The sequence below is a fragment of the Altererythrobacter sp. BO-6 genome, from assembly GCF_011047315.1.
GTDB lineage: Bacteria > Pseudomonadota > Alphaproteobacteria > Sphingomonadales > Sphingomonadaceae > Erythrobacter.
Window position 1 is genome coordinate 1,864,355 of record NZ_CP049259.1, and the last position, 20,154, is coordinate 1,884,508.

Consider the following 20,154-nt stretch of genomic DNA (forward strand, 5'->3'; position numbering starts at 1 on the left):
AACAGTGCCGCGGCGCAAGCGTTCTGGTGCTTCCTAAAGCCCTCGCCAGCGGGTAGGTGCTGAAGCCATGAGCAAGCTCGACGAAAGCGAAATTCCGGGCAGCGACCCCTTGGCGCTGTTCGAGGCATGGTTCGAAGAGGCGAAAGCTGCCGAGCCCAACGATCCCAACGCCATGGCATTGGCAACGGCCACGCCGGAGGGCGCGCCCTCGGTGCGGATGGTGCTGCTGAAAGGGCACGGGCCGGACGGTTTCACCTTCTACACCAATTCCCAGAGCCGCAAGGGCGGCGAAATCCGGGCGAATATGCAGGCGGCCTTGCTGTTCCACTGGAAAAGCCTGCGTCGGCAGATCCGCATCGAAGGGCCGCTTGCCGAAGTGTCGAGCGAAATGGCCGACGCCTATTTCCATTCGCGCCCATTCGTCAGCCAAGTCGGTTCGGCCGCTAGCGACCAATCGCGACCGCTCGATCGCCGCGCGACCTATGTGAAGCGGGTCGAGGATCTCGAGGAAGCCTGCAAGGCAGCCGGCGAAGTGCCGCGCCCGCCGCATTGGACCGGGTTCACCCTTGCACCTGAGCGGATCGAGTTCTGGCGCGACCGCCCCAACCGGCTGCATGACCGGCGGTTGTTCACGCGCGAGGATGGCGGCTGGACGAATACGCTGCTGTATCCATGAAGCATGCTGCCCTGACCCGTAGCGCCGCCTTTGCCTCGATCGCGACCGCGCTGTTCCTGGTCGTGCTGAAAGCATGGGCCAGCTGGCAGACGGGATCGACTGCGATGCTCGGTAGCCTCGCCGACACCGCGCTCGACCTGGTGGCGAGCGTGGCAACGCTGGTGGGTGTGTGGGTGGCGGCTCAGCCGGCAGACGAGAATCACCGTTTCGGCCATGGGAAGGCCGAGGCGCTGGCGGCGGTGTTCCAGGTGATGCTGATCACGCTGTCGGCCGGCGGGATTGCGCTGCGTGCCATCACCCAGCTGATCGAAGGCGGCGAGACGAGAGCCGCGCAAGAGGGGATTGCGGTTTCCCTGATCGCCATCCTTGCCACCTTCGCGCTGCTTGCGTGGCAGCGGCATGTGATCGCGCGGACGGGCTCGGTCGCGATCAAGACCGACCACCTGCATTACCAGTCCGACATCCTGCTCAACCTGTCGGTCATTGCCGCGCTGGTGCTGGACCAGTTTGTAGGTTTCGGCATCGCCGATCCGCTGTTCGGGCTGGGCATCGCTGCCTGGCTGGCGTGGGGTGCCTGGCGCGCGGGTGGCGAGGCGATCGACCATTTGATGGACCACGAATGGCCCGAGGAACGGCGCGAGGAATTCCTCGCTGTACTGGCGCGGCACCCCGACATTCGCGGCGTGCATGACTTGCGCACGCGCACCAGCGGGGCGGACGATTTCGTCCAGTTCCATATGGCAGTCGATCCGCATCTCACCATCGTCGAAGTGCATGATCTGATGGACGAGGTCGAAGCCCGGATCGAACGCGAATTCCCCGGAGTCGAAGTGCTGATCCACCCCGATCCCAATGGGCTGGTCAACGAGCAGGGGGTGGCTGCCGAAGAGCTCTTGCCCGACCGCGCGCCATGATGCGCGCGCCGCTGCTGGTCGATGCGTTCGCGGGCCAAAATGCGCGCGGCAACCGGGCGGCGGTAATCCTGTGTCCGGACTTGCCGGAAATGGCTGCGATGCAGGCGCGCGCTGCCCAACTGGCTGAGCCAGCAACTGCTTTTGTATGCGAACGCCCGGTCAATGGGACGCATCGCGTGCGCTGGTTCGCGCCTGACCGCGAGATTGCCCTGTGCGGACATGGCGCTTTGGCGGCCGGATATGTGTTGCTGCGGCAGTTGCGCGCAGCGGCTGTGCGGCTTCTCTCGGCGGACGGGCGTGAGCTCGCAATCCGGCGACTGGACGACGGGGCCCGTTACGAGCTGGCGCTGCCCGCGATACCCACCGCGCCGCGCGAGTGGCCCGAACTTATCGATGCGCTAGGGGCTGTGCCCTCCGGGATACGCTGGAATGCGGCCGGCTATGCGCTGGCGGTGTTCGACGATCCGGCGCAGGTTGCGGGGCTAAAGCCCGATCAGGCAAAGCTCGCGCAGCTCGGCAATCTGCAGCTTTCGGTAACCGCGCCGGGCGGTAGCGAGGCAGATTTCACCAGTCGGGTTTTTTCGAGCGGGCGTGAAGATGCGGCGACGGGATCGGCGCACGCTGCGCTTGCTCCCTATTGGTACGCAAGGCTGGGGCGCGAACGCCTGACAGCCAATCAGGCCAGTGCGGCTGGAGGACGGTTTGAATGCCGGCTTGAGCGCGATCTTGTCTGGCTCGGCGGCGAATGCCGCTTAGTCACCTGACCGGGTAAAGCTCCATCACATCAGCCAGCTGCTGCAGCATCGCGATCCGCTGTTCGCGGTTGGAATGGCCTAGCCTCACCACAGTCAGCCGCTGCTGTGGCGAGACGATGACATACTGGCCCATATGCCCGATCAGCGCGAACATGCTGTGCGGCGCGCGGTCGGGGAACAGCGGATGCTCCGCTTCGGGATCGTCGAACGGGCGGTTGAGCCAGGTCTGGAAGCCATAGTGCGGGCTGCGCGGGCTGGATGTCACCATGGCTTCGACCCAGCGGCTTGGTACCAATTGTTCGCCGCCGGGCGCGGTGCCCTTTCGGCGCAGGAATTCGCCCAGCTTTGCCCAGTCGCGCGCCGTACCATGGATCAGCGAGCCGCCGATCAGCGTGCCTGAGGCGTCGAATTCCGGCACCATGCTATCCATGCCCAGCGGGCCGAACAGGCGCGCCTCAAGGAAATCGGCAACCGCGCGCCGCCGCGCCTCCGGCTCTTCACTTTCCGTCAGCACCCGTGCGGCAATATCGGCCAGGATTACGCTGGTGTTCGACGAATATTCAAACTGGCTGCCCGGCTCGGCCTCGAGCGGTTGCTCCTTGGCCCAGCGCGCCATGTCGTCCCGCCCGTCAAGGAACAGCATGCGCACTTCGCTCGATTCGTACGGCGGATCGCCCGCTTCGGTGTGGCGCAGCCCGCTGCGCATCTGCAGCAGCTGGCGCAAGGTTATCTCGCCGCGCGGATCGCCGGGCCGCTGCCACATTTCGACTGGCGCGCTCTCGTCAAGCCGCAGCCGCCCGTCGGCCACCAGCATGCCGATCATGATCGCGCTGACGGTCTTGGCCATCGACCAGCTGACGAAGCGGGTGTCCGGGCCGTAACCGGGCGCATACCGTTCCGCAGCGATCTTGCCGCCCTGCATCACCACCAGCGCGCGGGTTTCGCCGAGCCCGTCCAGCAAGAACAAATCGTCGGTTTCGCGCGCCAGTTCTTCCGTAGGGGCGCCCGCATCGGCGGTGACGGCGGCCAGCGCCTCCTCGCTCAGCGGCGCGCGTTCCTCTGGCGCCTCGCCACAAGCAGAGAGGGCTGGAAGCAAGGTAAGACTGGCGATAGGAAGCAGCGACCGAATGACCTTCATGGCGCATCCCTCGCGCACCGAAACAGGATTGGCAATGGCAAAGTCGAAAGCCCGCTCCACCATCGCGAGCAGTCGCGGAAACTGGATCCTGCTGGCGCTTGCCGTCGTGCTGGTGGTGCTCGGCTGGTACTATTACACGCCGGCGCAGGCCTATGCCCAGACCGCCGCGGCCTATTCCGCGCGCGTCGCCTGTTCATGCCGCTTTGTCGCCGGGCGCAGCCTTGAGGATTGCGAGAAAGACAAGCTCGAAGGGATGGAGCTGGTCACGCTGGTTGAGGATGCCGAGGCCAAATCGGTGACAGCCCGCTTCCCGCTGATTGCCGACGATACGGCGTTCTATCGCGAAGGCTATGGCTGCGTGCTGGAGAAGTGGGAAGACTAACCGCCGCGCTCAAGCCGCGCTTTCGGTGTCCGCGATCCAGCCGCCGCCGACGACACGATCGTCGGCATAGAGCACCGCCGCCTGTCCCGGAGCGACGCCGTATTCCGGCTCGGCAAAGCGAATCGTTACGCTGGCGCCATCGCCCAGCCCGCCTTCCAGGGTTACCGGCACCGGCTTGGCCAGGCTACGCACCTTGGCGGTCAGCTGAGCATCGGGTAGCGGGCCGATCCGGTTGGTCTCGATCAGCGTGGCGGCGGCAACCGCCAGCATGCGCTTAGGCCCCACCCGCACTTCGGCACTGTCGGCATCGAGCGAGGTGACATAGAGCGGTTCAGGCTGCCCGCCGATCTCGAGCCCGCGGCGCTGACCAACGGTGTAATGGATGATGCCCTTGTGCTCGCCCAGCACTTCGCCGCTCGATGCGTGCACGATCTTGCCCGGCTGCACGCCTTCCGGGCGCAGCTTGGTGACGATCTTCGCATAGTCCCCATCGGGCACGAAGCAGATATCCTGGCTGTCGGGCTTGGCCGCGTTGCGCAGGCCCGCCGCCTCGGCCAGTTCGCGCACCTGGGTTTTCGGCAGACCGCCCAGCGGGAAGCGCAGATAGTCGAGCTGGCTCTCGGTCGTGCCATAGAGGAAATAGGACTGGTCGCGTGCCGGATCGAGCGCGCGGTGAAGCTCCGGCCCGGCCGGCCCCATTACACGGCGCACGTAATGCCCGGTGGCAAGGCAATCCGCGCCCAGTTCGCGCGCCATCTGGAACAGGTCGGTGAACTTCGGTCCCATATTGCAGCGGATGCAGGGCACCGGCGTGCGCCCTGCGAGATATTCGTCGGCGAACTGCTCCACCACATCTTCGCGGAAGGCGCTTTCATGGTCGAAAACGTAATGTGCGATCCCCAGCCGGTCCGCCACTGCGCGGGCATCGCGGATGTCGTCGCCGGCACAGCAGGCGCCCTTGCGCCCGGTGGCCGCGCCATAGTCGTAAAGCTGCAAGGTAATGCCGATCACTTCGGCGCCGCTGGCAGCGGCGAGGGCTGCCACGACCGAGGAATCGACCCCGCCGCTCATCGCCACGACAATGCGGCATTCGCTGGCCGGCTTGGGCAAGTCGAACAGGGCTTCGGGCGAGAGCCCGGCCGCAAGGCTGGTCGCGATGGTCATGATCGAGCGCGCCCATACACGTCTATGCGCAAGCAATCCAGCGCCAGCATCGGGGTGCGTCCTCGCTCCCTAAAGCGCGTTAGGAAACCTAAATACAGCGTAAACCGCGGCTTTACCTGATCTTGACGAGCTGCGGTCTATCAAGTGCGAATGATGTTCGACACGCGACTCACCATTCCCGAACAACAGGCGGGATCGCAGGGCAAGGCGCTGCGGGCGTTCGGCTGGCACGAGCTGACCGCCCGGATCAACGCTGCGCGCGATTTGCGCCAGGTTCTGCGCGAAGACACATGCCTGCTTACGGCCAGTTTCGGCGATGCAGCAGCCGGTTATTTCTCCGGCAGCGGTCAAGGCAAACGGAGCGTTAACCCTGATGCTTTAGGGGCAGGCAAAGCTTGCGATGGCATGGAACCGGGCAGTCAAGGTGAAGCGGCAACAGGCGACCGAGAGATTTAGATGATTGAAAACCAGGATATTCGACCAGCACAAGTGATCGGCCCGCTCGGCGAGCCGCTGACGATTGCTGACCTGCCTCCGCCGGAAACCAAGCGGTGGGTGGTGCGGCGCAAGGCCGAAGTCGTGGCTGCGGTCAACGGCGGCTTGCTGACGATCGACGAAGTGCTCGATCGCTACAACCTCACGCTCGAAGAGTTCGCCTCGTGGCAGCGCGCGGTCGACCGTTCGGGCATGCAGGGCCTGCGCGTAACGCGCATCCAGCACTATCGCGATCTCTACGAACGCCAGCTCAAATACTGATTTCGTGCATACGTTCACGCGCACGGCGCGGGAGGTTTCGGCCTTCCGCGCCGTTTTCGTTTGAATTCAAATGCCATGCGCCCTTGCGCCAGTAGCCCACAGGGGGCCATAAGGCCCTATTCGAGCAAGAGGAGGAGGCGAATATGGGTTGGATTATCGCATTGATCGTGGGCGGCGTGGCCGGATGGCTGGCCAGCCTGGTGATGAACCGCGATGCCTCGATGGGCATTTTCTGGAACATTGTGGTGGGTTGCGTCGGTTCGGTGATCGGCAATATGGTTGCAGGGCCACTGCTCGGCATTACCGGAAGCGTGCAGGAATTCTCGCTGACCGGTCTGGTTGTGGCGGTGATCGGCGCGGTTATCCTGCTGGGCATCGTCAACCTGATCCAGCGCGGACGCGTCCGCTAAGTACTTATGGCGGGGGCGTTTGCCCCGGTAAATACTTGGAAATATTGTGACGGAGCGGCAATGGCCGCTCCGTTTTTTATTTGGTTTAGCGGGAACACGGGCCTATGCCCCTCGTCGTAGCAGTATGTCGCTGGTCGAGTGGTGCGTTGCTGCCCCAAATGTGCCCGCCTAAAGACATCTTGCAGCTAGTGAGTTATGGGTATAACACACCCCGCGTAAAGGGAACGCGATGAATTACGAATCCACGATCCGGTCCGAAGCCTCGGAATCGTTTGATACACGCTTTGACCTCTCTGGCGGAGCGCTGGGCTCAACCCGGCTTAAGTGGCTGTTGTTGGCGGGCCTCCTGTTCGTGGCGATAATCGGCGCTGCCTATTACTTCCTCACCAATGGCGAAGCGGGGACCGTGGCCGGCGGCGATGATCGTTCGCAGGCGCCGTCCGTAACCGTAATCACGCCGGGCCAGGCCTCGGTTGAAGGCATGATCACCGCGTCCGGTTCGCTCGCTGCGCGGCGGGCGATGCCGATCGGCGTCGTTGGCGAAGGCGGCCGGGTGGTGGCTGTGCTGGTCGAGCAGGGCCAATGGGTCCGCGCAGGCCAGGTGCTCGCGTCGATCGACCGTTCGGTCCAGTCGCAGCAGGCGCGCAGCGCTGCCGCTCAGATCGATGTCGCAAAAGCCGATGCGAGCCTGGCGCAGGCGAATCTCGACCGTGCGCTGCAACTGGTTGAGCGCGGGTTCATTTCGAAGGCGGATGTCGATCGCCTGACCGCGACCCGCGATGCGGCACGTGCCCGCGTTGCCGTGGCACAAGCGCAGTACAATGAACTGCTGGCCCGTAACGCCCGGCTCAATATCGTGGCCCCGGCGGACGGCCTGTTGCTGGAACGCAATGTCGAACCTGGCCAGACCGTCGGCGCCGGATCGCCGCCGCTGTTCGTCGTCGCCAAGGACGGCGCGATCGAGATGCTCGCGCGGCTGGGCGAAGAACAGCTGGCAAGGCTGACCGTGGGCGTCCAGGCCGAAGTGGTCCCGGTCGGCAGCGACAAGCGCTTTACAGGGCAGGTCTGGCAGATCGAGCCAACCATCGACGCGCAGGACCGGCAGGGCACCGCCCGGATTGCATTGGCCTATGCACCGGAACTGCGCCCGGGCGGCTTCGCCGGAGCAACGATCAAGACCGGCCAGATCAATGCGCCGATCCTGCCGGAAAGCGCAGTGCTGAGCGATGATGAGGGCAGCTATGTTTATATTGTCGACAAGGACAACAAGGCGCAGCGCCGCGGCGTCAAGACCGGCCCGATCACATCCAGTGGCATAACGATCGAATCCGGCTTGGATGGCACCGAGCGGATCGTGCTGCGGGCAGGCGGGTTCCTCGCTCCGGGCGAAACGGTCAATCCGGTGCGGGACGGCGAAGAATAGGGCGCAGGGAGCCAGCAGTGAATTTTCGTAATCTGTCCGCTTGGTCGATCCGCAACCCGGTGATCCCGCTTGTCATGTTCACGGCTCTGCTGTTCGCAGGCCTGTTCAGCTTTCTGCGGATGGATGTGGTCAACAATCCGGACGTCGATTTTCCGGCAGTCAATGTCACCATTTCGCAGCCGGGCGCGGCGCCGACCGAAATCGAAAACCAGATCACGCAGCAGGTTGAATCCGCCATTCGCTCGCTCAATGGCGTTCGAAATATCAGTTCGACCGCGCGCGAAGGTTCGTCGAATACCTTCGTCGAGTTCGAAATCGGCATCGATCCCAATGTCGCGGTGGCCGATGTCAAGAACGCGGTCGATACGGTCAGGGGCAGCTTGCCCGACGGGATCCTTGAGCCGCGCGTAAGCCGGGTCGATATCGCCGGCGGCGGCTTCCTGGGCATCTTTGCGGTCCAGGCCAATGACATGACGATCGAACAGCTCAGCTGGTTCATCGACGACACCATCGCCAAGCGCATGCTGGCGATCGAAGGCATGGCCGAAGTCGACCGTTTCGGCGGGGTCGACCGCGAGATCGAAGTGCTGCTCGATCCGGTCAAGATGCAGTCGCTTGGAGTCACCGCGGGCCAGATCAATGCGGTGCTGCGCCAGTCGAATCTCGACGCCGGTGGCGGCATGGCCGAAGTTGGCGGCACGCGCCAGTCGGTACGCGTGCTGGGCAACAATGAAACCGCGTTCGAGCTGTCGCAGCGCCAGATCCAGCTGGGCGGCGGGCGCACCATCCGGCTGGCCGATGTCGCGCTGGTTCGCGACGGCTATAGCGAGCAAACGTCAAAGGCGATCCTCAACGGCAGCGAAGTGGTCAACTTCCGGCTCAGCCGCGCCAAGGGTGCATCCGACGTCGCGGTCTTCACCGAAGCGAAGGAAGTGCTCGAACAGATCGAGGCGGAAAACCCCAACGTCAAATTCATGCCGCTGTTCAACACCGTCAGGTACACCGAGGATCAGTACCAGAGTTCGATCCGCGCGATGGTGGAGGGCGCGATCCTGGCGGTTGTGGTGGTGTTCTTCTTCCTGCGTGACTGGCGCGCCACAATGATCTCGGCGATTGCCATTCCGCTGTCGGCGATCCCCACCTTCTGGTTCATGGACCTTCTGGGGTTCAACCTCAATTTCCTGTCGCTGCTGGCGCTGGGCCTTGTTGCAGGCGTGCTGGTCGATGACGCGATCGTGGAGATCGAGAATATCGTCCGCCACATGCGGATGGGCAAATCGGCCTATCAGGCCTCGATCGACGCTGCCGACGAGATCGGGCTGGCGGTGGTTTCGACCAGCTTCTGTATCGTTGCCGTGTTCCTGCCGGTTGGCCTGATGCCGGGCGTGACCGGGCAGTTCTTCAAGAATTTCGGTCTGACTGTGGTCGCTGCAGTGCTGATGAGCCTTGCTGTGGCGCGCATGATCACGCCGATGATGGCGGCCTATTTCCTGAAGGCAAAGGGCCACGCCACGCATGGCGAAGGCAAGTGGATGGACCGCTATATGAAGGTCCTCGCCTTTTCGCTCGACCGCGGCAAACTCCATGCGCGGCGCGAAGGCCTGCCCGGCCCGCGCCATCGCGCGCTTTATGTGATTTCTTTCATCCTGGTTGTTTTGCTGGCCATTGCACTGCCAGGGGCTGCTGTCTTCGCATCGTGGAACGCGCTCTCCGAGCTCGCCATACCGGCCACGGTGATCAAGGGGATCGGGATCGACAACACGCAAGGCGTGGGCTTCGCGCTGGTGCGTATCCTCCTGGTTGTGGAGCTTGCGCTGGTCACCGCGCTGGGGTTCGGACTTGTTCTGGCGCTGCTGCGCGGGTTGCGGTTTGTCACCGGGCTGCTCGGCTCGGGCATTGCCGCAAGCTGGCAATGGCTCGAAGCGCGCTTCTACGACCACCGCGTGTGGATGCTGGGCATTGGCTATTTCGCGTTCCTGCTCACGATCTTGCTGTTCACCAGCCTGCCGTTCCAGTTCGATCCCGAGATCGACAATGACAACAGCCAGGTCGAAATCGAGATGGTGCCGGGCACCACGCTCGCGACGACGCAGCGCGTGGCCAATGAAGTTGCCGAAATTCTCGAGGCACAGCCCGAAGTGGCGCGTGCACTGCAAGTCGTGCGCGAAGGCAGCGCCACGATCTTCATGACGCTGGCCGACGAACGCGAGAAGAAGTCGTTCCAGTTCGAACGCGATCTGGGCCCGCAGCTGGCGCAATATCCCGATGCGCGGGTGCGTTTCCGTTCGCAGCAGGGCCCTGGCGGCGGAGGCAGCGGGCGCGACCTCACCGTGATGCTGGCCGGATCCGATCCGGTGCTGCTGAACCAGACGGCGAACAAGGTGGTCGAGGAGATGAAGGGCCTCGACATGATCGTTGCCCCGCGCATTTCCGCTGACATCAGCCGGCCGGAACTGATCATCCGGCCGCGCCCCGATCTCGCCGCAGAGCTGGGTGTGACCACGGCGGCACTGAGCCAGGCGATCCGCATCGCCACCATGGGCGAAATCGAACAGAACACGGCCAAGTTCTCGCTGTCTGACCGGCAGATCCCGATCAAGGTGAAGATGCCTGCCGAGTCGCGGCAGGACCTGTCGACCATCGCCAACCTGCCGGTGCCGATTGCGACCGGCGGCTCGATCCCGCTCGGCCAGGTGGCCGATATCAGCTTTGGCGCAGGCCCGACCACGATCCAGCGCTATAACCAGAACCGGCGCGTGTTTATCGGCGCCGATCTTGCGCCAAACGTGCTGCGCGGCAATGCCATGACGGCAATCGACCAACTGCCGACGCTCACCAATTTGCCGCAAGGCGTGATTCGCGATGCGGTGGGCGCGGACGAATTGCAGAAGGAACTGCAGGAGAACTTCAGCGCGGCGCTGGTGTCCGGCATCCTGCTGGTGTTCGCTGTGCTGGTGCTGCTCTACAAGCGGTTGATGAGCCCGCTGGTCAATATGACCTCGCTCGCGCTGGCCCCGCTTGGCGGCGTGTTCCTGGTCTGGCTGGTGGGCCAGCCCAATTCTATGCCGGTGCTGATGGGCGTGCTGCTGCTGCTCGGCATCGTCTCGAAAAACTCGATCCTGCTGATCGATTTCGCGATCGAGGAAATGGAAACCGGGCGGCGCAAGTTTGATTCCATCATGGAGGCGGGCCACAAGCGCGCGCAGCCGATCGTGATGACGACCGTGGCGATGACCGCGGGGATGGTGCCGACCGCCGTTTCGATCTCGGGCGATGGCGCATGGCGCCAGCCGATGGGCGTGGTGGTGATCGGCGGCCTGATCCTCTCGACCTTGCTCACGCTGCTGATCGTGCCGGCCGGGTTCAGCCTGGCTGACGGCGCGGAAAAGCGGATCGGGCCGTGGCTGCGCAACCGGTTGCTGACCTACAAGCCGGGTGACGAGCACAGCGGACGCGGCGCCAAGCCCGAGGCAACTCCGGCTGAGTAATTTCGCGAGCTTTGTGCTAGGTCGCTGATCATGGCGAACGGGGCAAGCGTACCTTACCGATTTGGCGGCGAGCCGCTGACCGCTGACCGTGCCCGCCGCATGCGCTGGACCGCCACTGGCCTGCTCGCGGCGATGGCGGTGCTTTTCTTCACCACCCACGGCTTGCTCGGCACTCATCCTGCATGGGGCTATGTCAACGCCTTTGCCGAAGCGGCGATGGTGGGCGGGCTGGCAGACTGGTTCGCGGTGACCGCGCTGTTCCGCCACCCGCTGGGCCTGCCGATCCCGCACACCGCGATCATTCCCGAAAACAAGGACCGCATTGCCGACACCATGGCGCAGTTCTTGCGCGAGAATTTCCTCACTCCCGCCGTTGTCGCGCGGCGCATGGCGGGCATGAACGTGGCGCGCGCGGTGGGCGAATTCCTGACCGATCCGCCGCGCACGCCCAGCGACAGCGACGGCGCCTCGCGCCTTACCGGCGGCGTGTCCGAACTGCTCGCCGAAGTGCTCGAATCGCTTGATCCGGACCGGCTCGGCAACCAGGTGCGCACCGGATTGGGCAACCAGTTCGCCAAGATCGATGTCTCGCCGCTCGCCGGGCGCATGCTCGAAGGCGCGATCGCGGACGGGCGCCATATGCCGCTGATGGATGGTTTCATCCGCTGGGCCGGGCTTACGCTGGAAGACAATGAAGCCACGGTGCGCGACATCATCGAATCCCGCGCCAATGCGGTGATGCGCTGGACCGGCCTCGACGAACGCATCTCCAGCTCGGTGCTGGACGGGCTCTACAAATTGCTGGCCGAAGTGCTGGTCGATCCCGAACATCCGATCCGCAGCAAGATCGAGGAAGGCCTTGAAAAGCTCGCGCATGATCTGCAGCACGATCCGGCTACGCGTGAACGCGTCGAGAGCATGAAGCGCGACCTGATCGAGAATCCGGCGGTGGCGGAATGGTGGATGGGCGTGTGGGAGCGGATTCGCCGCTCGCTGATCCGCCGGGCGCGCGATCCCGAAAACGCGCTGGGCGGCGAGATGCGCAAGATCCTGGTGGAGATGGGCCGCGCCCTGCAGCAGGACGTGCGGCTGCAGATGCAGATCAACCGGCTCGCGCGCCGCACCATGGTGGGCGTGGCCACCCGCTATGGCGGGCAGATCGTCCAGCTGGTGTCAGAAACGGTCAAGCGCTGGGACGCGGTGACGATTACCGGGCGGATTGAAAGCGCGGTAGGCCGCGACCTGCAGTTCATCCGCATCAACGGCACGATCGTGGGCGGGCTGGTGGGAATGACGCTGCACGCGATCACGGGGTTGATGTGAGGGCGAAGGCTGTGACTTGCTAGGGCGAGGCCCTATACGACATGGTCGTTGTTAGGAATGATTTCATTGGGACGCCGTTGATGTCGAGGGCAGGTTCGAATTTCGCACGCTTCATCTCCTTGCAGGCAGGTGACGTTAAGGACTCCGCTACAGTCAGCCCTTCAATATGACATTCTGCGAGCCCGCCCGCCTCATCGACAATGACGAAAACGCCAAAGATGCCGCTCTCTCTGCCGCGGGACGGGCCTCTAACATAGCTGCGCTGCAATCTCTGAGCGATTTCGAAGATGTTGGTCCAGCGGACTTCGCGCGAAAATTCTCGGTGCTTGTCAATGTCGATCCCCTTCGACGCGGCAAGGTCCTCGATGCATTTGTTTAGCGCTTCGAACGGCTTAGCCAGATTTCCCGTCTGAAATAGAACCACTTGCTTTCCTTGCGAAAAAGTTACGCCATCGACCTGTAGCGCTAGATCAATGTCGATAGAGGGAAACCTCAGGGGTAGCGTATCAGTTCTGTTCGCCTCCATGCTTCTTGCTTGGCTTGCGCTTTTGGCGATTGCATCCTTTGCAGCTTCCAGAGTTGTAGCTGAATATACAAGTGCTGGTCCGAAGCCTGAATAGTCGCCAAGTAGCGGGGCTCTGTCCTTTTCCACAATGTTGCCAAAACGGTGCTGGATACCTCGGCTAGGTGTGAATCCCTTGAAGCTTGAGCCTGCCGCAATCAGTCCGAAGCGGGGAGTAGGTCCGACCTGGCTAAACAGAAGGATGTGTTTCGCATTACCCACGTCGAACTCGCGGGCAAGAGTGCATTTCTGATCGGCATAGTCGACATGCCAGGGGCTACTGGGTTTCAGAATGACCGCATTGTCAGTACCAGTTTCGGCGGATGCTGGCGAATTTATCGCGCAAGCGGCAAGGGCAACGACAAGCGGGATAAGGCGACCCATAAAACAAAACCTCCGACAGGCACGATAGCCCGCCGGAGGTTGTGATCAAGCTTCAGAAATCCTGTAGCTTTAGAGCTTCCCGGTCAGTTCCGGCACGGCCTTGAACAGGTCGGCGACGAGTCCGATGTCCGCCACCTGGAAGATCGGCGCATCTTCGTCCTTGTTGATGGCGATGATGGTCTTCGAATCCTTCATGCCCGCGAGGTGCTGGATCGCGCCGGAGATGCCGACCGCGATATAGACTTCAGGCGCCACGATCTTGCCGGTCTGGCCGACCTGGTAGTCGTTGGGCACATAGCCTGCGTCAACCGCGGCGCGCGATGCACCGATCCCGGCGCCGAGCTTGTCAGCGAGCGGCGTGATGGTCGCTTCGAAGGTCTCGCTGTCTTTCAGCGCGCGGCCGCCAGAGACGATCACCTTGGCGCTGGTCAGTTCGGGGCGCTCGCTCTTGGCGATTTCCGCACCGACGAAGCTGGAGAGGCCGGCATCGCCCGGCCCGCTGACGGCCTCGATCGTGCCGCTGCCGCCTTCGGTTGCGGCCTTCTCGAAGGCGGTGCCGCGCACGGTAATCACCAGCTTGGCGTCGCTCGATCTCGACTGTGGCGATGGCATTGCCGGCATAGATCGGGCGGGTGAAGGTCTTGGGCCCTTCGACCGACAGGATGTCGCTGATCTGCATCACGTCGAGCAGCGCGGCGACGCGCGGCGCGATGTTCTTGCCGGTGGTGGTGGCGGGGCAGACGAACGCGTCATGGCTGTCCATCAGGCTGGCCACCAGCGGCGCAACGTTTTCCGCCAGCGCATTGGCATAGGCGGCATCGTCAGCGACATGGACCTTGCCCACGCCCGCGACCTTGGCGGCCTGTTCGGCCACACCGCCACAGCCGCTGCCGGCCACCAGCAGGTGCACTTCGCCAAGCTTGCCTGCAGCGGTAACTGCGGCCAGCGTTGCATCCTTCATCACGCTGTTGTCGTGTTCGACCCAAACGAGAGTTTTCATGTCTGAAATCCTTGTCCCTGGCCCGGCCGCTTATGCGATCCCGAGCGCCTTGATCTTGGCGACGAGTTCGTCGACGTCGGCCACCTTGATGCCGGCCTGGCGCACTGGCGGCTCGGACACATTGGTGGTGGTGAGGCGCGGCGTGATGTCGACGCCGTAATCGCCCGGCGTCTTGTTCGCGAGCGGCTTCTGCTTGGCCTTCATGATGTTCGGCAGCGAGGCATAGCGCGGCTCGTTCAGGCGCAGATCGGTGGTGACGATCGCCGGCAGCGACAGCTTTACCGTCTCCAGCCCGCCATCGACTTCGCGCTTCACCGTCACGCTGTCGCCCTCGACTTCGACGGTGTTGGCGAAAGTGCCCTGCGGACGGCCCATCAGCGCAGCGAGCATCTGCCCGGTCTGGTTGCTGTCATCCGAAATCGACTGCTTGCCCAGCATCACGATGCCCGGCTGTTCCTCGTCGGCAATCGCCTTGAGGATCTTGGCGACCGCCAGCGGCTCGACATCGACGCCGTCTTCCACTTCGACCAGGATCGCGCGGTCTGCGCCCATCGCCAGCGCGGTGCGCAGCGTTTCCTGCGCTTTCGCCGGGCCGATCGACACCGCGACGATCTCGGTCGCCTTGCCCGCTTCCTTGATGCGGATCGCCTCTTCCACCGCGATCTCGTCAAACGGGTTCATGCTCATCTTGACGTTGGCAAGATCAACGCCCGAACCGTCCGCCTTGACGCGCGGCTTGACGTTGTAGTCGATCACCCGCTTGACGGGCACGAGGATTTTCATCGGGGTTCTCCCTCTACGAATCTGACTTGCGCCCTAGCTTGCGTTTACGTAAACGTCAAGGGAGGGGCGGTTGCTTTCAGTGCTCAGGCCGCCTGCTTCACCTCGGCGACGATCTTCTTCGCGGCATCGCCCAGATTGTCCGCGCTGACGATCGGCAAGCCCGAATTGTTGAGGATCGCCTTGCCTTCCTCGACATTGGTGCCTTCGAGGCGGACGACGAGCGGGACCGACAGGTTCACGTCCTTCGCCGCGGCGACAATGCCGTCAGCGATCACGTCGCACTTCATGATCCCGCCGAAGATGTTGACCAGGATCCCCTCGACCGCCGGGTCCTTCAGGATGATCTTGAACGCCGCGGTCACTTTCTCGCGGGTGGCGCCGCCGCCCACGTCGAGGAAGTTGGCCGGGAATGCGCCGTTGAGCTTGATGATGTCCATCGTCGCCATGGCCAGGCCCGCACCATTGACCATGCAGCCGATATTGCCGTCGAGCTTGATGTAGGCGAGATCGTATTCGCTCGCCTCGACTTCAGCCGGGTCTTCCTCGGTCACATCGCGCAGTGCTTCCACGTCCTTGTGGCGGAACAACGCATTGCCGTCGAAGCTCATCTTGGTGTCGAGCACCAGCAAGTTGCCGTCAGCCGTTTCGACCAGCGGGTTGATCTCCAGCATTTCGCAGTCGAGATCCATGAACGCGGTGTAGAGCTGCTTGGTCAGCTTCTGCGCCTGCTTGTTGAGATCGCCGGTCAGCTTCAGCGCGAATGCTGCGGCGCGGCCATGATGCGGCATGAAGCCCTGCGCCGGATCGATCGTGATGGTGGTGATCTTTTCCGGCGTCGAATGCGCGACTTCCTCGATGTCCATCCCGCCTTCGGTCGAAACGATCATGGCGACCCGGCCCGAAGCCCGATCGACCAGCATCGAGAGGTAGTATTCCTTGGCGATGTCGACACCGTCGGTGACGTAGAGGCGGTTGACCTGCTTGCCCGCTTCGCCGGTCTGGATCGTCACCAGCGTGTTGCCGAGCATTTCCTTCGCATTGGCTTCGACTTCCTCAATGCTCTTGGCGAGCCGCACGCCGCCCTTGGCATCGGCCGGAAGTTCCTTGAACTTGCCTTTGCCGCGCCCGCCGGCGTGGATCTGCGCCTTCACGACATAGAGCGGCCCGGGCAGCTTCTTGGCGCCTTCGACCGCTTCGTCCACGGTCAGTGCGGCGTGGCCGGCAGGGATGCCGATGCCATATTTCGCGAGCAGTTCCTTGGCCTGGTATTCGTGAATATTCATGGGAAGGACGTGTCCTCTGTCTGCAGCTCGTGGGGAATAGTTCGCTGCGCGCCTAAGCATGGATTGCACGCCTTGAAAAGTAGACTTTCGGCGTGCAGTGGCGGGACTGGCAAAAAGAGGGGCATGGAGCATCTGTGATCGACCGGCAGCGCTTTGAGGCGATCGTCCGCGAAGCCGGGCGCATGGCGCATGACCTGTGGCCGGGCGCGGGCCATGCGCTTGACAGCTGGGACAAGGAGCCGGGTACGCCGGTGTCCGAAGCGGATCTTGCGGTCGATGCCTTTCTGAAGCGGGAGCTGGGCTTGCTCTTGCCGGCAGCAGGATGGCTTTCCGAAGAGACCGCCGATTGCCATTCGCGGCTGCCGCGCGACCTGGTGTGGCTGGTCGATCCGATCGACGGCACGCGAGATTTCGTGCGCGGGCGCAGCGGCTGGTGCGTCTCGGTGGCGCTGGTGAGCGGCGGGCGGCCGCTGATCGGCATGCTGGATGCTCCCGCGCGGGGCGAGCATTGGCTGGCCGAAGCGGGCAAGGGGGCCTGGCGCAACGGCGAACCGCTGAATGCCTCACGCAGAGCGCAATTCAGCGGTGCGCGCGTGCCCGCCGACCACCTGCCGCGCGAAGACAGCGATCTGACGCTGGTCGACAAGCCCAACTCGATCGCGCTCAGGATCGCGATGGTTGCGGCCGATGAAGCCGATCTGGTGGCAACGCTGCGCTGGGGCTACGAGTGGGACATCGCCGCTGCCACGCTAATCGCGCGCGAAGCCGGGGCCGAAGTGACCGACGCCTTCGGCGCGCAGCTGCGCTATAACAAGCATGACCCGCGTGCATTCGGCTTGCTCGTATGCGCCCCCGAGATTCACGGCGAAGCGGTTGCGCGGCTAGCGGAGCGGGCGGCAGAACTTGCGCCCCGCACCAGATAGCCTGCCTGGCCCAACAAGAAAGGGCTGACCCATGGGCCAGCCCTTGCATGGTTGTGCTTCAAGCCGCTCTTAGCGCTGCTGGGCCTGCGCCGCGCGAACTTCCTCTTCGGTGAAGGGGATGATCTTGATTTCGACCCGGCGGTTGCGCGAACGGCCTTCTTCGGTCCCGTTGTCGGCAATCGGCATGGTTTCGCCGAAGCCTTGCCAGCGAATCCGCGCCTGCGAAACGCCGCGCGATTGCAGGTAGTTGGCAACGGTCTGCGCGCGCCGTTCCGACAGTGCCTGGTTGAAAGCATCCGAGCCGGTCGAATCGGTGTGGCCGTACACGTCGATAATGCTGTTGGGATATTTGATCAGGCTGTCTGCCACGCCGTTCAGCGTGTCGCGGAATGCGGGCTTCAGCGTGGCGCTACCAACATCGAAGGTCACCCCGTCAGGCAAATTGACCAGGATCGCCTGGCCGTTGTCGACTTCGGTCACATCGACGCCTGAACCCTCGGTCTCTTCCTTGAGCTCCTTGATCTGCTGGTCCATCCGGTAGCCGACATAGCCACCCGCAGCGCCGCCCGCGACCGCGCCGACGATGCGGCCGGTCTTGCCGCCGATTGCGCCGCCCAGCAGGCCGCCGAGAACTGCGCCACCGACGCCGCCGATGGCGGTGCGCGAAACCTTCTTCTCTCCGGTATTGGGATCGGTCACACAGGCACTGGTGCCGACCAACGAGGCCGCCGCGAGGCTGGACAGGACTATTCGGGATGTTTTCATCGCACTTTTCTCCTTCTCAAGGGCACAACGGAACGTTGCGCCTCGCCCCCGCGATCGCGCCTCGCCCCCGAAGCGTTGACCGCTATCCCCGTATTGTTAGGCGCTTACGCCTTGCTGCGCAATGAAGCTGGCAAGGCGCCGCTTTTGTGCTAGCGGGGAATGATCGTGACACCCTTTCCCTGGCCAGACGCAATCATCATTGCCGGTTTGATCGTGCTCAACGGCGTATTCGCCATGTCCGAGCTGGCGATCGTCTCGGCCAAGACCGCGAGCCTGCGTGGCAAGCGCGACAAGGGATCGCCCAGTGCGCGCGTGGCGCTGCAGCTGGCGGCCGATCCGGGCAAGTTCCTGTCAACCGTCCAGATCGGTATCACGCTGATCGGCATCATTGCCGGCGCCTATTCGGGCGCAAGCCTGGGCGCCCCGGCAGGGGAAAGGCTGGCGCAGTTGGGCGTGCCGCCGGAATGGGCCGAAGATGCAGGCTTTGCGCTGGTGATCGCGCTGACGACCTATTTCAGCCTGGTGGTGGGCGAACTGGTGCCCAAACAGCTGGCGCTGCGCCACGCTGTGCCGATCGCGCTCGTCATGGCCCGGCCGATGGCATTCCTGGCGCGCGTCGCCGCGCCGCTGGTGTGGGTGCTCGACACCTCCTCGGGCCTGCTGATTCGCCTCATGGGTGTGCGCCCCGGCGGGCAATCCTCGGTCACCGCGGAAGAGCTGCACATGATCTTCGCCGACGCCACCCGTTCGGGCGTGATCGAGGCGGACCAGCACCAGATCCTGGCCGGGGTGGTGCGGCTGGCCGAACGGCCGGTGCGCGAGATGATGACGCCGCGCACCGAAGTCGACTGGATCGATGTTGGCGCTGACGAGGCAGAGATCCGCCAGACGATCGAAGACAGTCCGCATTCGCTGCTGCCCGTGGTGGACGGATCGCCCGATGCCGTGCTGGGCGTCGTCAAGGTGCGCGAAGTGCTGGCGACCATGGTGGCCGGGCGCAAGGTGAACCTGCGCCGACTGATGAAGAAGGCCGAGGTGGTGCCTGACCAGCTTGACGCGATGGATGCACTGCGGGTGCTCCAGCAGTCCGAAATCGCCATGGCGATGGTGCATGACGAATACGGCCATCTCGACGGGATCGTCACCCCGGTCGACCTGCTGACTGCGATTGTCGGCGAGTTCGTAAGCGATCAGGATCAGGGCGAAGGCCCGCTGATTACCGAGCGCGAGGATGGCTCGCTGCTGGTCTCGGGCGCGCTGTCAGCCGATGCCCTGGCTGACCGGCTGGGCATCGAATATGCCGATGACCGCGAATTCGGCACGGTGGCGGGCTATGTCCTGTCCGTGCTCAAGCAGCTGCCCGAGGAAGGCGAGCATTTCCACGATCAGGGCTGGCGCTTCGAAGTCGTCGATATGGACGGCCGCCGCATCGACAAGCTTCTGGTGTCACGGGAAATGGAGTCGTCGCAGCGCTCGTGAGTTAAAGCTGGCAACGAAGTCTTCAGGCTTCGCAAGCGCGACTGCGCGGCCGCAGCAGCTCGACTGTAAGGAGAAATGGCAGCGAGGAGGGCCGCCCGGATGGGTGCCCTCAAATCAGGAAGGTATAACCGCCTGCGCTGAGGCGCCGTCGCCTTCGGGCGCGGCGATGATGTCGCGCGTTACGCTGCCCTTGGCGACAGTGTTGGTTTGCGGATCGCCCACTGAGGAGCGGATACCGGGCGCGGCTGCGCCGGCACGGTCAAGCGCGCTGGTTTCGATCGCGCTGCGCTGGGCCGGGCCGCCGAACAGCGCCTCAAGCGCCTGTTCCGAGGCGGTTCCTTCGCTCGGACGCGGGGCACCAGGTGCGGGCGGCACCAGGTTGAAATCGGGCGGGACCACCAGCGGGGCCTGGCGCTGCACCGCGAATTCATCGGGGCGCTCGCGGTTGAGAAAGCCGCCGCTGCCGCATCCGGCCAGCAGGGCGCTGGTGGCGATCAGCAGGATCGGGGTCTTCAGGCTAGGCATCGCATTTTCTCCATGGGCCGC

General features: G+C 63.8%; 19 protein-coding genes and 1 pseudogene. 12 read left to right on the forward strand and 8 right to left on the reverse strand.

What is annotated here, in order from left to right:
* The first annotated feature begins 67 nt into the window (after positions 1-67).
* Genes pdxH through G6N82_RS09130 form a run of 3 tightly spaced genes read left to right on the forward strand, consistent with a single transcriptional unit; the run spans position 68 to position 2,354 of the window.
* Positions 68-676, forward strand: coding sequence for a pyridoxamine 5'-phosphate oxidase (gene pdxH / locus G6N82_RS09120; protein ID WP_165195780.1), 609 nt, complete (start codon positions 68-70; stop codon positions 674-676).
* The gene (locus G6N82_RS09125; protein WP_165195782.1) at positions 673-1,590 is read left to right on the forward strand and encodes a cation diffusion facilitator family transporter; all 918 of its coding nucleotides are present in this window, start codon (positions 673-675) and stop codon (positions 1,588-1,590) included. The genes pdxH and G6N82_RS09125 overlap by 4 nt, the downstream gene beginning before the upstream one ends.
* Positions 1,587-2,354 carry a PhzF family phenazine biosynthesis protein gene (locus G6N82_RS09130; protein ID WP_206520153.1) on the forward strand — a complete coding sequence of 256 codons (768 nt, stop codon included), beginning with the start codon at positions 1,587-1,589 and terminating at the stop codon, positions 2,352-2,354. The genes G6N82_RS09125 and G6N82_RS09130 overlap by 4 nt, the downstream gene beginning before the upstream one ends.
* Here G6N82_RS09130 and G6N82_RS09135 read toward each other — a convergent pair.
* Positions 2,347-3,483, reverse strand: a complete 1,137-nt coding sequence (locus G6N82_RS09135; RefSeq protein ID WP_165195786.1) for a serine hydrolase — start codon at positions 3,481-3,483, stop codon at positions 2,347-2,349. The two genes, G6N82_RS09130 and G6N82_RS09135, sit on opposite strands and share 8 nt — an antisense overlap.
* Before the next feature lie 34 nt (positions 3,484-3,517).
* On the opposite strand from G6N82_RS09135, the gene G6N82_RS09140 reads away from it, so the two are divergent.
* Entirely contained in the window at positions 3,518-3,865 is a 348-nt protein-coding gene (locus tag G6N82_RS09140) for a hypothetical protein (protein ID WP_206520154.1), read from the forward strand.
* 9 nt (positions 3,866-3,874) lie between these two features.
* Here G6N82_RS09140 and mnmA read toward each other — a convergent pair whose 3' ends face one another.
* On the reverse strand, positions 3,875-5,029 hold the full coding sequence (gene mnmA / locus G6N82_RS09145) for a tRNA 2-thiouridine(34) synthase MnmA (protein WP_165195788.1): 1,155 nt from the start codon (positions 5,027-5,029) through the stop codon (positions 3,875-3,877).
* A 150-nt stretch (positions 5,030-5,179) separates the two neighbouring features.
* Between mnmA and G6N82_RS09150 the strand changes: the two genes are divergently transcribed.
* The 6 genes from G6N82_RS09150 (at position 5,180) to G6N82_RS09175 (ending at position 12,429) form a co-directional block, all read left to right on the forward strand.
* Positions 5,180-5,485, forward strand: coding sequence for a hypothetical protein (locus G6N82_RS09150; protein ID WP_165195790.1), 306 nt, complete (start codon positions 5,180-5,182; stop codon positions 5,483-5,485).
* Positions 5,486-5,785 carry a DUF1153 domain-containing protein gene (locus G6N82_RS09155; RefSeq protein WP_165195792.1) on the forward strand — a complete coding sequence of 100 codons (300 nt, stop codon included), beginning with the start codon at positions 5,486-5,488 and terminating at the stop codon, positions 5,783-5,785.
* Between the two features lie 143 nt (positions 5,786-5,928).
* Positions 5,929-6,195: a GlsB/YeaQ/YmgE family stress response membrane protein gene (locus G6N82_RS09160; RefSeq protein WP_165195794.1), complete on the forward strand. Its 267-nt coding sequence runs from the start codon at positions 5,929-5,931 to the stop codon at positions 6,193-6,195.
* 229 nt (positions 6,196-6,424) lie between these two features.
* Entirely contained in the window at positions 6,425-7,618 is a 1,194-nt protein-coding gene (locus tag G6N82_RS09165; RefSeq protein ID WP_165195796.1) for an efflux RND transporter periplasmic adaptor subunit, read from the forward strand.
* 17 nt (positions 7,619-7,635) lie between these two features.
* Positions 7,636-11,106, forward strand: coding sequence for an efflux RND transporter permease subunit (locus G6N82_RS09170; protein WP_165195798.1), 3,471 nt, complete (start codon positions 7,636-7,638; stop codon positions 11,104-11,106).
* A gap of 99 nt (positions 11,107-11,205) precedes the next feature.
* Entirely contained in the window at positions 11,206-12,429 is a 1,224-nt protein-coding gene (locus G6N82_RS09175) for a DUF445 domain-containing protein (RefSeq protein WP_165198119.1), read from the forward strand.
* A gap of 19 nt (positions 12,430-12,448) precedes the next feature.
* On the opposite strand, the gene G6N82_RS09180 is transcribed toward G6N82_RS09175, so the two are convergent.
* The 4 genes and pseudogenes from G6N82_RS09180 to sucC all read right to left on the reverse strand — a co-directional run bounded on the left by G6N82_RS09180 (position 12,449) and on the right by sucC (position 16,441).
* Positions 12,449-13,375: a hypothetical protein gene (locus G6N82_RS09180; RefSeq protein WP_165195800.1), complete on the reverse strand. Its 927-nt coding sequence runs from the start codon at positions 13,373-13,375 to the stop codon at positions 12,449-12,451.
* A gap of 69 nt (positions 13,376-13,444) precedes the next feature.
* A pseudogene (locus G6N82_RS09185) lies at positions 13,445-14,375 on the reverse strand (electron transfer flavoprotein subunit alpha/FixB family protein).
* 30 nt (positions 14,376-14,405) lie between these two features.
* Positions 14,406-15,158: an electron transfer flavoprotein subunit beta/FixA family protein gene (locus G6N82_RS09190; protein WP_165195802.1), complete on the reverse strand. Its 753-nt coding sequence runs from the start codon at positions 15,156-15,158 to the stop codon at positions 14,406-14,408.
* An 83-nt stretch (positions 15,159-15,241) separates the two neighbouring features.
* A complete protein-coding gene (gene sucC, locus G6N82_RS09195) occupies positions 15,242-16,441 on the reverse strand; it encodes an ADP-forming succinate--CoA ligase subunit beta (RefSeq protein ID WP_165195804.1) in 1,200 nt (399 codons plus the stop codon).
* Positions 16,442-16,575: 134 nt separating this feature from the next.
* Here sucC and G6N82_RS09200 point away from each other — a divergent pair, with 134 nt between their 5' ends.
* Positions 16,576-17,364, forward strand: a complete 789-nt coding sequence (locus G6N82_RS09200) for a 3'(2'),5'-bisphosphate nucleotidase CysQ (protein ID WP_165195806.1) — start codon at positions 16,576-16,578, stop codon at positions 17,362-17,364.
* Between the two features lie 69 nt (positions 17,365-17,433).
* On the opposite strand, the gene G6N82_RS09205 is transcribed toward G6N82_RS09200, so the two are convergent.
* On the reverse strand, positions 17,434-18,129 hold the full coding sequence (locus G6N82_RS09205; RefSeq protein WP_165195808.1) for an OmpA family protein: 696 nt from the start codon (positions 18,127-18,129) through the stop codon (positions 17,434-17,436).
* A 165-nt stretch (positions 18,130-18,294) separates the two neighbouring features.
* Between G6N82_RS09205 and G6N82_RS09210 the strand changes: the two genes are divergently transcribed.
* Complete coding sequence (locus tag G6N82_RS09210) at positions 18,295-19,608, forward strand: hemolysin family protein (RefSeq protein WP_165198121.1); 1,314 nt, start codon at positions 18,295-18,297, stop codon at positions 19,606-19,608.
* A 114-nt stretch (positions 19,609-19,722) separates the two neighbouring features.
* Here the strand turns inward: G6N82_RS09210 and G6N82_RS09215 are convergent, their stop codons facing one another.
* Positions 19,723-20,133, reverse strand: coding sequence for a DUF3035 domain-containing protein (locus G6N82_RS09215; protein ID WP_165195810.1), 411 nt, complete (start codon positions 20,131-20,133; stop codon positions 19,723-19,725).
* Positions 20,134-20,154: the final 21 nt, after the last annotated feature.